The following is a 12,643-nucleotide window of genomic DNA, read 5'->3' on the forward strand; positions in this document are numbered from 1 at the left end:
AACAATTCTAGAGGTCTTAACGCAGTATTTTTTCAATGTTCGGCAAGAATGAGCTTCTTTTCCCGCTGGCGCGGAATCGGATCGCCCACCATTGATGAGCTAGCCACATCACCGCCTTGAATAAGGGCCTCCAAGGCTTCTCGGTAGTGGGGGTACTTAAACTCGTACCCATGCTCCATGAGCCGTTGAGGGTAGACGTACCGACTCTTAAGTAGGAGTTCGGTTTCGGTACTTCGAATCCACGCACCGAACTCCAAAAGTCGCTTTCCAATGGGGAATGAAAAGGTGGCATTTTTCAGCTCTCTGACTATACACATGACTTCCTCATTCGTAGGATGGGTGGGTGCTGTGAGGTTGAACACGCCTTCCCATTCATCTTCATAGGCGTTGATCAAGGCATTCGCCAGGTCATCCTCGTGAATCCAGCTCATGCGTTGTTTGCCTGTTCCTACTTTACCTCCAAGCCCCATTTTAGCTAGGCTTACCAATTCAGGCAATGCCCCACCGGCTTTTCCGAAAACTAAGCCCATTCTCAAGATCAGCTTCCGTGTTCCTGGAACTGGGATGTCATTGAACGTGGCTTCCCATTCCTTACAGACGTTCATGCTAAAATCATGGCCTATTCTGCCTTCGGCTTCTGTATGTGCTGTATCGTATTCGTCGTCGTATATCGTGGCACTTGAGGCGTTCATCCAACACTTGGGAGGATGATCTGCGGCAATGACTGCGGCACCCAAGGCAAGCGTGCTCTTCACTCGACTTTGAAGAATCTCTGTTTTGTTCTTTTGATGGTACCTGCAGTTCACTGAACGTCCGGCAAGGTTGATGAGTAAGTCGGCACCGTCAATCTCCTTGACCCATTTGCCCACATGTACTCCATCCCAACGTACCCAACGGATTCCATCCTGCGCTTCTTGTGGCTTTCGTGTCAGGACAACGATCTCTTCAAAGACGCTGCGAAGGCGCTCTACGAGCGAGTTTCCAAGGAAACCACTTCCTCCAGCGACCACCAATTTCTTATTTCCTTTACGTTTCATCTTTTCAGTATTTTTTGAAACTTCTAGTGAAAAAAATTAGGCATCAATGATGTCTGCCAAATGCTCATCTACGTGCTCGAGTTTGTCGCTTTTCATTTTGTCTGTGATAAAAACAAAGAAAATCGCAAGTCCGATAGGGATACCAATGGCAGGAACCAAGAGCCAATCTGAATTGACACGGACCATTTCTACTAAGACATACCCTACTCCGAAATAGGCAATAACAACGCCCCAGTAAACACTTAGCATCTGCTTGGTTGAAGACGAAATACGATTCCAAAAGCCAATGACGTACACGGCTCCTAGTATCAATTGAAGTCCGCCAACCACAAAACCCAATATTAATGGGATAAATAGAGTCACAGAAGTGAGCAACGCTGCACCCAGCAGAATCATCTGTAATGTGACCAATACTTTAACTGCTTTCTTGTTCATAGCGATCAGTTTATGGTGTGTATTTTATCGTTTCATGATTTTCGTGAGAAGCCCGGTGAACCATCGTTCATCCGCGCGATCGAGTCGATCGAAGATGCGGTCTACCCTTCCAGTAAAGTTTTCGAGTTCGGTCATTTGCTTCTTGAAGGCCTCCAACTCAGCCTTATCAGCTTGCTTGTCTTCAATGTCCTTCATCTGATCAATAACCTTGAGGATCGGCTGCAATTCACGCTTGCGTCGCTCACTGGCAATGCGCGTGGCGATCTTCCACATGTCTTTTTCTGCCTGGAAGAATTCACGACGCTCACCGAGCTTATGGATCTTTTCTACCAACCCCCAATCGATCAATGCGCGTAGGTTCATGTTGGCATTTCCGCGTGAGATATTCAGTTGTTCCATCACCTCGTCTGCAGATAGTGGATCATTGCTCACCATCAATAAGGCGTGTACTTGAGCCATGGTCTTACTTACCCCCCAGTTAGAGCCCAGGGCACCCCATGACATGATGAATTGTTCTTTCGCTTCTTTGAGTTCCATGACCCAAAGATACAAAACAATTCTAATCTTTCAATATTTTTTGAAAGTTCTATTACTTAAATCGATTGAGATCGGTTTCTGGATGCAATGGCGTCCCTTCAAAGATGTGATTCAGTAACTCTCCCGCCAATAATGGTGCGATTAACACACCTCGTGTACCTAGTCCGTTGAATGACCATATTTGTGGTTCCAGCTCACCTAAAAGTGGTCTGCGGTCTTTGACGGTCGGTCGTAATCCCACCTTATGCTCCACTACAGACACCTCGGCATCGAGCATGAGTTGAACCTTCTCCAATAGCATCTCACGTACCTCATCAGACTTTTCTAGATCGTCTTGACGCCAATCATAGCTTGCACCGAGTTTGTACCCCCCTCCTTCATAGGGCAAGAGCCATTTTCCGTTGTTTGCGGTGATGTCACGCTGAAAGTCTTTCACGTTGACATCAAGCACCTCGCCCTTATTGGTCTGAAGTGGCAGATCTTGATACCACGAGAGATTACGAGCACTCGTCCCCATGGCGATGATGAGGTGATCGGCTTGCCAATCTTTGTAGACTACACCAGCAGTAATCCCTTTTTCCGGCGTCCGGCGTCCGGCGTCCGTTTTTAGATACTCTGGGTCAAACTCCTCTTCTAGGAGTCGCGATTCCGCGCTAGCGAAATCACGAACCGATTTTAGAAAACGAGGAAGATGCAGATACCCAGCTTGATCAACCAATCCCGCACCGTGCGGAGCCTTAATACGATTTGGAAGTTCATTTACCGCTTTAATCCAGGGCATGCCCTCGGTCACTCGCTTCGCCCATAAGTCAGCGTACTCTTGATTCGGGAAGACACGCATCACCGGGCGATCAAAGTAGAATTGGCTTTCAAGAGACTTCTCCCAGGCAGGATACTTGGTTTGAAGCGCCTCCATGCATTCTTGATCACGCCAAACGGAAATGATCTTACGGAAGCTCACCGGATTCCACATACCGGCAGCAACCATTGAGGCACTCAACTTCCAGCCATTGTCGATGATACCGACAGACAGCCCTCGGGATTGCGCTTCACACGCCAACACAGATCCTGCCAGACCTTGTCCGACAATGATCAGGTCAAACCTCATGCTTCTTTGAGTACGCCCAGCTCCTTCGCTACCTTTTCGAAGGCAGCCAGTGCTTTATCAAGATGTTCTTGGGTGTGCGCCGCACTCAACTGAACGCGGATACGCGCTTGCTCTTTTGGCACTACCGGGTAGAAGAAACCAATCACGTAAATACCTTCTTCGAGCAGGCGGTCAGCCATTACTTGCGACAACTTCGCATCGTATAGCATCACCGGTACAATGGCCGAGTCACCGTCTTTAAAATCAAGACCAATTTTGCGCAAACCGTCTTTGAAGTAGTTGGTGTTCCATTCAAGTTTGTCGCGCAATTCAGTGGTCTCATTCAAAATATCAAACACAGCAATCGAAGCACCCACGATCGATGGCGCCAATGAGTTTGAGAACAAGTACGGACGAGAGCGCTGACGTAGCATTTCGATGATCTCTTTACGACCAGTAGTGAATCCACCCATCGCGCCACCAAGCGCCTTTCCGAGCGTTCCGGTGATGATGTCAACACGACCTAGCACACCGCGAAGTTCAACTGAACCACGTCCTGTCTTGCCAATGAAACCAGTCGCGTGGCATTCATCAACCATCACAAGTGCATCATACTTATCTGCGAGATCACAGATCTTGTCAAGCTGCGCAACGTATCCATCCATAGAGAATACACCATCGGTTACGATGATCTTGAAGCGAGCTCCTTCAGCTGCCTGAAGTTGCTTCTCCAGATCTTCCATATCGTTGTTCGCGTAGCGGTAGCGCGCTGCTTTACACAAGCGAACCCCGTCGATGATAGATGCGTGATTCAATGAATCAGAAATGATCGCGTCATCTTTCGTCAACAATGGTTCAAATACACCACCATTGGCATCGAATGCCGCTGCATATAGAATCGTGTCTTCCGTATGTAGGAAGTCAGCAATTTTCTCTTCGAGCGTTTTATGGATGTCTTGCGTTCCACAGATGAAACGCACAGAGCTCATTCCAAACCCATGTGTGTCTAGTGTAGCCTTCGCCGCGTCTAGCACTTTCGGATGTGATGAAAGTCCGAGGTAGTTGTTTGCACAGAAGTTCAGCACCTCTTCTCCTGTTGACACCTTGATCAAGGCGTCTTGAGGACCAGTGATGATTCGTTCCTTCTTGAACAGTCCGGCTTCTTCGATTTGCTTCAGTTCTTCCTGAAGATGTTCTTTCATCTTTCCGTACATGGCTATGGGATTAAATTCGGGTTCAAATTTCAGGTAAAATTACCGATACACAATGTGGCAGCGATGATCTTTCAATTCAAGTTCAACTTCTGCTCCTAATCTCACGGGCAGATTCATCGCCTCATGTCCAAATGGAAGTCCGAAAGCCACCGGTATGTTCAGGGTTTGCGAGAATCGTTCAATGATCTGTCGTTGGTTATACCCAAATGGGTTATCGCTGCTAAAACCGAAAGATTTTGTGTTGTCACGCATGTCTGAGAACTGCCCTATGAGTAGTCCGCTCAGCTTCTCAAACTCACCAGACAGAGCGAAGTTATTCATCATTCGATCCAAGTGATAGAGCATCTCGTCAAGATCTTCAATGATCAATATTTTGCCTGAGAGATCAGGAAAGTACGGTGTGCCTCGAAGACTGTAAAGCACGCTTAGGTTACCTCCGATGAGCTTCCCTTCTGACTTTCCCTCTTTAACAACCTCAGCTTCGACATTCCATCCCGTGGTTTTCCCTTGAAGTTCATTAAAAAAGGCATCCACCACCTCCGGTGGGGAAGTGAGCAAGGTGGTTCCTACCGGAGAATGCAAAGAACTGATACCATTGACGGTTGTCCAGGAGTGAATCGCAGTGACATCGCTAAAACCACATAACCAAGGGAAGCGGTCGCGTTCCGCCGTTAGGCGAAGAAAAGGAAGCAAACGCCCAGCACCATAGCCCCCACGCATAAATAGCACTGCCTTTACATCATCAGATGCCATCAACGCATTCAATAGTTGAGCACGGTGGGCATCATCACCGGCCAATTGACCATCGCGCTCAAACAGTCCATCTGGAACCTGAACACGAAAGCCTCTAGCCTCTATCAACTGTGAAACAGCGGCCGCTTGTTCAGGCGTGCACCAACGGCTTGCAGCGGCTAAGGCGATCGTATCTCCTTGATTTAAGAATGGTGGATTGACATGCATACCTGCAAATCTGCTGAAAAGAAATAATTTTGCGGCGCACAATTAGAAGACAATGACAGCTCCAAAGCGATACATGGTTACTTCGGCACTCCCATATGCCAATGGTCCACTTCATATTGGTCACATTGCTGGCGCGATGCTACCGGCTGATATTTATGTTCGCCACCTGCGTTCCGCAGGGGAAGACGTTGCCTTCGTTTGTGGAAGCGATGAACATGGCGCTGCAATTACGCTTCGCGCCAAAAAAGAGGGAGTTACCCCGAAAGACATCGTTGATCAGTACCACGAATTGATGAAGAAGACCTTCGCGGAATTCGGTATTGAGTTCGATATCTACGATCGCACTTCATCGCCTGAGCATCACAAGAACGCACAAGACTTCTTCTTGACGCTGCTTGAAAAAGGTTCTTTCGAAGTCAAAACGGAAGAGCAGTACTTCGATCACGAAGCACAGCAATTCTTGGCCGACCGTTACATCACAGGGACATGTCCGAAGTGTGGTCACGACCATGCCTACGGTGATCAATGTGAAAACTGTGGAAGCGCATTGAGCCCAACAGACTTGATTGACCCGCGTTCTGTATTGAGCGGAAGCAAGCCAGAATTGAAAGAGACTTCACTTTGGTACCTACCAATGGGTGACCACGAAGACTGGCTGCGCGATTACATCGAGAACGGACAGTTCGAAGGGAAGTCGCAGCACGAAGTGAAAGAGTGGAAGAAGCATGTTATTGGTCAGTGTAAGTCTTGGATCGATAGCGGACTTCAATCACGTGCGATGACTCGTGACCTTGATTGGGGTGTGCCAGTGCCTGTTGAAGGTGCCGATGGAAAAGTACTCTACGTTTGGCTAGATGCTCCAATTGGATACATCACAGCCACGCAGAAATGGGCTAAAGAGCACGGAAAGAACTGGGAAGACTACTGGAAGTCTGAAGATAGCCACCTCGTGCACTTCATTGGAAAGGACAACATCGTATTCCACTGTCTGATTTTCCCAATCTTACTTCGTGAGCACGGTGATTACGTATTGCCATACAACGTACCTGCCAACGAGTTTATGAACCTGGAAGGTGATAAGATTTCGACTTCGAGAAACTGGGCTGTATGGCTTCACGAATACCTCGAAGAATTCCCTGGAAAGCAGGATGAGTTGCGTTACGTTCTGGCGTCTATTATGCCTGAGCAGAAAGACTCAGAATTCACTTGGAACGACTACAAAGATCGCGTCAACAATGAACTTGCCGATATCCTCGGAAACTTCATCAACCGCGCGGTGGTCTTGACACATAAATATTACGATGGTGCTGTTCCTGCTGCTGGAGAATTGCTCCCACAGGATGAAGAGATGCTTCAAACCATCGCCGCTACTCCTGAAAAAGTAGCGAAGTTGATTCGTGGATACCGATTCCGCGAAGCGCAATTAGAAGCAATGAACCTAGCGCGTGCCGGCAACAAATACCTCACTGAGGAAGAGCCTTGGAAGAAAATCAAGGAAGATCCAGAGCGCGTAAAAACCATCATGAACATCTGTGTTCAGGTGGCAGCGAATCTTCCTTACGTGTTGCACCCATTCCTTCCGAATACCTCAGCTAAGATTGCCTCGGCACTTGGACTGAACCATTTGGAGTGGAACGAAGCTGGGAAATCGCTACTTGAACCAGGTACTTCTATCGAGAAGACGCCAATTCTATTTACGAAAGTGGACGACGAGTTGGTATCAGCCCAAGTTGCGAAACTGGAAGAGGCGAAGGCTGCTTCGCAAGAGCGCGAGTTGGAGCCTGTGAAAGCGAATGTTCCATTTGAGCAATTCGCTGGACTTGACATTCGCATAGCGGAGATTCTCGACGCTGAGCCAATCAAGAAAACGAAGAAGCTGTTGAAGCTCACCATCCGAACAGGTGTGGATGAGCGTACGGTTGTTTCAGGTATTGCAGAGCACTACAAACCGGAAGAAATCATCGGAAAGAAAGTATGTGTTCTTCTCAACCTTGAGCCGCGTAAGATCAAAGGCGTAGAAAGCCAGGGAATGGTACTCATGGCAGAAAACGCTGCGGGTGAACTTAGTTTTGTAACGGCTGAAAAAGGTGCTGAACCGGGCGACGGTGTTGCTTAATTAAGACCAACGTCCTTTCGCAAGCAGGTCTTCTGCAATTTGAATCGCGTTTGTCGCCGCCCCCTTTCGAAGGTTGTCTGCCACTACCCACATGTTGAGTGTATTCTCTTGCGTGAAATCACGACGAATTCTACCTACAAATACCTCGTCTTTACCTGAAGCATATAGCGGCATTGGGTAATTGTTGATGTCCGGTTGATCTTGCACTTTGATACCGGGAAAATCAGATAAACGCTTCTTCACATCCCCGACTTCAAATGCTGATTCAAACTCTACATTGACAGATTCCGAATGTCCACCAGCTACAGGAACACGCACAGCAGTTGCGACGACCTTAATCGTATCATCGCCTAAAATTTTGCAGGTCTCCTGCGTGAGCTTCATTTCCTCTTTCGTGTAGTCGTTATCAAGGAAAATATCGCAGTGCGGCAAGACGTTACGGTCAATGGGATATGGGTAAACCATTTCACCATCTTCTCCTCTGCGCTCCATTTCCAATTGCTGGATTGCTGCTTGTCCGGTACCCGTTACCGATTGGTAAGTCGATACCACGACACGCTTCGCATTGAAAGCATCATGTAAGGGCTTCAAGGCCATCACTAATTGAATCGTCGAGCAGTTTGGGTTCGCTATAATGAGGTCTTCGTTGGTCACCACATCTCCATTCACCTCAGGCACCACCAGTTTGAAATTCTCATTCATGCGCCATGCTGAAGAATTGTCGATCACTGTGGTTCCGACTTCTGCAAAGCGGGGCGCCCATTCCAGGCTTACCGAACCTCCGGCGCTGAATAGTGCCACGTCAGGTTTACGCAACAAGGCTTCATCAAAGCTTACGATGGTGTGTTGCTCTCCTTTGAACTCTAACTGCTTTCCTGCAGAGCGTGAAGAGGCTACGGGAATCAATTCGCTGATAGGGAAATTGCGCTCAGCCAACAGATTCAACATGGTTCTTCCTACCATTCCTGTGGCTCCGCACACTGCTACTTTCAATCCTTGAGACATAAATTAAGATTTTGTAAACCTGATTCTCAGGGGTCAAAAGTAGTATATTTAGGCCCCTTAGCCGCCTTGTACAATGCAACTGATGCGTCTTTTCCTTTTGTTGATCCTATGCAGCGTTTATTCGCTGGCCTCCGCGCAATTGACGGATGATTTCTCTGATGGTGATTTCACCACGAATCCAGTCTGGAATGGGAATACAGAGAACTTCATTATCAACGGCAATCAACGCTTGCAGCTGAATGACGATGAGGCTTCCCAGAGTTATCTGTCTACTACTTTCGCTAGCGCGGAATTGGCTAACCAAGAATGGACCGTTTGGGTAAAACACTCATTCTCTGGCTCTTCCAACAACTTCACACGCTACTACCTCAGCTCTCAAGCTGAGAACCTTTCCTTCTCTGGAGCTTCCAGCGCTGGAGCACAAGGTTATTTCCTGCTTTTTGGAGAATCTGGCTCTGAAGATGCCATCCGACTTTTCCGGGATGATAACATGGGCGACCCAGTAGTAGAAATTGCAGCAGGAACAGCGGGACTAGTAGCCGGTTCTTTTGAAATCAGAGTACGTGTCACACGAGATGAATTAGGCAACTGGCAAATCTTTGTTGACCCAGATGGCGGCACGAACTACCAGCTCGAAGCTTCTGGAATGGACGATACGTATTCAGTAGCCACAACGCTTGGAGTCGTTTGTAATTACACCGTCAGTAATGCTGATGCCTTTCAATTTGACGACATCTATTTCGGTGCTCAATTCGTTGATGAAATTGCTCCCGAATTGCAGTCCATCACTACCATCAGCGCGAATGAGATTGACATCGTTTTCAATGAGGCTGTTGATGAGGCTAGCGCCGAAACGGTGGGTAATTATTCAGTTTCGAATGGCGTTGGCTCTCCTACCACAGCTGAACGTGACGAAGTTGATCAGTCTTTGGTTCACCTGACTTTTGGAAACAACTTCCCTGAGAATACAGAAGTAACCTTGACTGCGAATGGAGTGGAGGATCTTTCAGGCAATAGTCTTGAGGGGGGCACCTTGAACTTCACTTGGGTAGTAAGCGCTATCGCGGAAGCAGGTGACATCGTCATCAACGAGATCTTCCCTGACCCAACTCCAGCCCTAGGCCTGCCAGAGTTTGAATTCGTCGAGTTCTTCAATGCCTCTGACAACGCCTTTGACTTGGCCAATTTTGAATTCGTCAATACGAACACTTCGAAGATCCTTCCTTCCTACCCTTTGTTACCGGGAGAATACGTGATCCTATGTGATGATGAGGCAGCTGAAGCGCTGGAAGCTTTCGGTCCGGTGATAACTGTTGAGTCATTCACCGCTCTGAGCAATTCCGGCGATAGCCTCACCCTATTAAGCCCGGAAAGCACCATTCTCGACATTGTTGCCTACACTGACGATTGGTATGGAGCCTCAGAATTCTCCGATGGTGGAATCACCTTGGAACGCATCAATCCATTCGCAGGATGTTCTGGGTCTGGAAACTGGAGTGCTTCACAAAGTTTCTCTGGAGGAACTCCTGGAGCCGTGAACAGCATATTCAACGACGCGCCAGATGCAACAGCACCGACGATTGCTTCGTTCTTCTTCCCAGCTGATAACAGTGTGCTCATTCAATTTGACGAACGCTTGGCCGATGATCAACTAGACTTGATTACCATCGACATCGCGCCGGCCATTGCGATATCATCCACAGCGCTGGCAAATGACCTCAGTGCCATCGAAATCGTATTTGATAGTGAATTCGAAAGTGGCACTAGTTACACGATCACTTTGTCAAACGTAGTTGACTGCTCCGGTAATGCAAGTACTGATGACCTCATCATTGAATTTACGCGTGGCTCTGTACCTCAAGAAGGCGACTTAATCATGACCGAGATCATGGCCGCCCCAAATGCTGAAATTCCTTCACCGAACGCTGAGTACGTCGAAGTATTCAACCGTTCTGAGAATTTACTCGAGCTCACAGACCTATTGCTGAATGACGGATTCTTCGAAGAGCAAGTCGTTCTTGAACCCGGCGCCTACCTTATCATTACTGACAGCGAAGACTTGATTGACTTCTTGTTATTCGAGAATGTAGTGGGAATGGTTGAATTCCCGGGTCTGACAAATGGCGGAAGAACCCTCACCTTGACCGATGCAGCCCTCAACGTCATCGATGAAGTTAGCTACGAAGACAGCTGGTACAACGACCCATCCAAGGATGACGGAGGCTACAGCTTGGAGTTGATTAATCTTGAAGACCCATGTAGCGACCAAGACAACTGGACGGCTTCACAAGCAACCACCGGACATACGGCTGGAGCTATTAATTCAGTTTACGACGAGACTCCAGATGAGGCATTTCCTGCAGTGCTTTACGCCCTCGTTTCTGGAGCCAACAGCATCGACATCTTCTTCGACGAGCAACTTGATTTGATCAGTGAAGAAACATTGGAAGCTGAGGTCGGTATCGAAACGAACGGAACCTTTGAATCATTGGGGTATCTGCAAGGCGCGACTTCCCTTATTCCTCCTACACAGCGATCAATGCGCATCGAATTCGACGGTGGGTTCTCAGCAGGAGTAACCTACATATGTCAACTCACTGGAGCCACTGATTGCTGGGGAAATTTGAACGAGGACGTTGAGTCGGTTCGTTTCGCCGTACCAGAAGATGCGGAGGCTGGAGATTTGATCATCAATGAGATTCTCTTCGACCCTTATACAGATGGGACAGACTTCGTTGAAATCTACAACCGCTCAGAAAAGAACATCAGTATTCTGAACTGGCAGTTGGGTAATGAAGCCAACGGAATACCTGAGAATTTCAAGCCTATTTCTGAGGTACCATTTATCATCTATCCAGGCGAATATTTCGTCTTCACAGAATCGGTGTCTGGAGTTACTGCATTCTACCCGAACGCAGTGGAGACGGCTATCATTGAAGTAGACGACCTTCCAACATACAGCAACAACAGCGGAGTGGTTGTGCTCACCGACAGTCTATTCACCATCAGTGACCGTGTTCCATACGACGACAGCCAACACTACCCATTGTTGGATGATACAGAAGGCGTTTCTCTTGAGCGCCTCAGCGCAGAACGAGATTCAGACGATGAAACCAACTGGCACAGTGCTGCAAGCATCGAAGGCTTCGCAACGCCGGGTTATATGAATAGTCAGTTCGATCAAGCCATGTCAGAGAGCGTGGTGAGCCTATCTCCAGAAGTTTTCTCACCTGACAACGATGGCTTTGAAGACAATCTGTTGATCAGTTACAACCTTGGTCGTTCCGGATTCACTGGAAACATCCAAATCTTCGATGATGGTGGTCGTTTTATCCGACGCCTCACCAACAATGAGACTTTGGGAATTGAAGGCACCTTGAGCTGGGATGGAATTACTGACCATGGCGAGAAGGCCCCTATTGGCATCTACGTCATCATTTTCGAGGTTTTCCACCCTGATGGAGAAGTCATCTTTGAAAAATTGGTCTGCACGCTGGGGCACCAGTTAGATTAATTGCCACCTTTGGGTTGTGCAGCCCATTGCCCTCCTTTTAGACATAACACCGAGACTTCGCGAAGTGGATCACCTCTTCGAACCTTGGATGACTTGGTTCCTTTTGGGTGCATTAATTCTTGTGGTACTAGTTAGGGTGCAATACCCTCAGTACATCCAACTCCTGGGCTACAACTTCACCAACTACCGCATCGCCAAGCAAACCTTCATCGACAACGAATACCAGATCAAGCCTGACTGGCTCTTCATGTTCCCGGTGTTGGTCATTGGTCACGCCTTGTTTCTGTTTTTGTTTCTCAAGAGTTCTGCTTCATTCGCTATCGCGGAAGGGGTCGGTCCGTTTTTGACCATGTGTTTCTTGGTGGCCATGGTGTTTATGTTAAAGATTGTTGCCATGCAATTGGTTTCTACCATTGGTAAACCGGGCAACAGTCTGAAAGTCTACTACGGAAACTCAATTTTAGTCTCGGAATTAACCGGAAGCGTGTTACTTCTCCTTTCCATTGCAGCCTCCCTTTCTGAGGGTGGTCCAGCTCCCCTTCTGATCTATGTTGGGATTGGAATATACTTGTTGAGCTATTTGTTCCGTTTGTTCAGGGGTGTCATAGCGGCCATTGAAAACCGCATCTCTTTGAACTATATAATTTTGTATCTTTGCACCCTCGAAATTCTACCCTTCGTGGTGCTGTTGAAGGTGTTTTCCACGGTTTACGGCGGTTAGGAGTAGAATTCGCTAAG

General features: G+C 47.8%; 10 protein-coding genes. 3 read left to right on the forward strand and 7 right to left on the reverse strand.

All coding sequences use genetic code 11. From position 1 onward, the window contains the following. Nucleotides 1-32: 32 nt before the first annotated feature. The 6 genes from RA156_RS13860 to RA156_RS13885 are packed head-to-tail and all read right to left on the reverse strand — an operon-like array spanning nt 33 to nt 5,270. Nucleotides 33-1,037, reverse strand: a complete 1,005-nt coding sequence (locus RA156_RS13860; RefSeq protein ID WP_306640911.1) for a TIGR01777 family oxidoreductase — start codon at nt 1,035-1,037, stop codon at nt 33-35. A gap of 36 nt (nt 1,038-1,073) precedes the next feature. Continuing rightward, nucleotides 1,074-1,472, reverse strand: coding sequence for a hypothetical protein (locus RA156_RS13865; RefSeq protein ID WP_306640913.1), 399 nt, complete (start codon nt 1,470-1,472; stop codon nt 1,074-1,076). A gap of 24 nt (nt 1,473-1,496) precedes the next feature. Continuing rightward, nucleotides 1,497-2,009 (reverse strand): GbsR/MarR family transcriptional regulator, encoded by a 513-nt coding sequence (locus RA156_RS13870; protein WP_306640915.1) that lies wholly within the window; start codon nt 2,007-2,009, stop codon nt 1,497-1,499. A 52-nt stretch (nt 2,010-2,061) separates the two neighbouring features. After that, nucleotides 2,062-3,117 (reverse strand): NAD(P)/FAD-dependent oxidoreductase, encoded by a 1,056-nt coding sequence (locus RA156_RS13875; protein ID WP_306640917.1) that lies wholly within the window; start codon nt 3,115-3,117, stop codon nt 2,062-2,064. After that, nucleotides 3,114-4,310: a glycine C-acetyltransferase gene (gene kbl / locus RA156_RS13880; RefSeq protein ID WP_306640918.1), complete on the reverse strand. Its 1,197-nt coding sequence runs from the start codon at nt 4,308-4,310 to the stop codon at nt 3,114-3,116. The genes RA156_RS13875 and kbl overlap by 4 nt, the downstream gene beginning before the upstream one ends. A gap of 39 nt (nt 4,311-4,349) precedes the next feature. Then, nucleotides 4,350-5,270 (reverse strand): S66 peptidase family protein, encoded by a 921-nt coding sequence (locus RA156_RS13885; protein ID WP_306640919.1) that lies wholly within the window; start codon nt 5,268-5,270, stop codon nt 4,350-4,352. A gap of 52 nt (nt 5,271-5,322) precedes the next feature. Between RA156_RS13885 and metG the strand changes: the two genes are divergently transcribed. Further along, nucleotides 5,323-7,386, forward strand: a complete 2,064-nt coding sequence (metG, locus tag RA156_RS13890) for a methionine--tRNA ligase (protein WP_306640921.1) — start codon at nt 5,323-5,325, stop codon at nt 7,384-7,386. Here the strand turns inward: metG and RA156_RS13895 are convergent, their stop codons facing one another. After that, the gene (locus RA156_RS13895; protein WP_434064847.1) at nt 7,387-8,379 is read right to left on the reverse strand and encodes an aspartate-semialdehyde dehydrogenase; all 993 of its coding nucleotides are present in this window, start codon (nt 8,377-8,379) and stop codon (nt 7,387-7,389) included. 94 nt (nt 8,380-8,473) lie between these two features. Here RA156_RS13895 and RA156_RS13900 point away from each other — a divergent pair, with 94 nt between their 5' ends. Next, nucleotides 8,474-11,905, forward strand: a complete 3,432-nt coding sequence (locus tag RA156_RS13900) for a lamin tail domain-containing protein (protein WP_306640924.1) — start codon at nt 8,474-8,476, stop codon at nt 11,903-11,905. Nucleotides 11,906-11,969: 64 nt separating this feature from the next. Next, entirely contained in the window at nt 11,970-12,626 is a 657-nt protein-coding gene (locus tag RA156_RS13905) for a DUF4271 domain-containing protein (protein ID WP_306640926.1), read from the forward strand. Nucleotides 12,627-12,643: the final 17 nt, after the last annotated feature.

This window comes from Sanyastnella coralliicola (genome assembly GCF_030845195.1).
Classification (GTDB): domain Bacteria; phylum Bacteroidota; class Bacteroidia; order Flavobacteriales_D; family Sanyastnellaceae; genus Sanyastnella; species Sanyastnella coralliicola.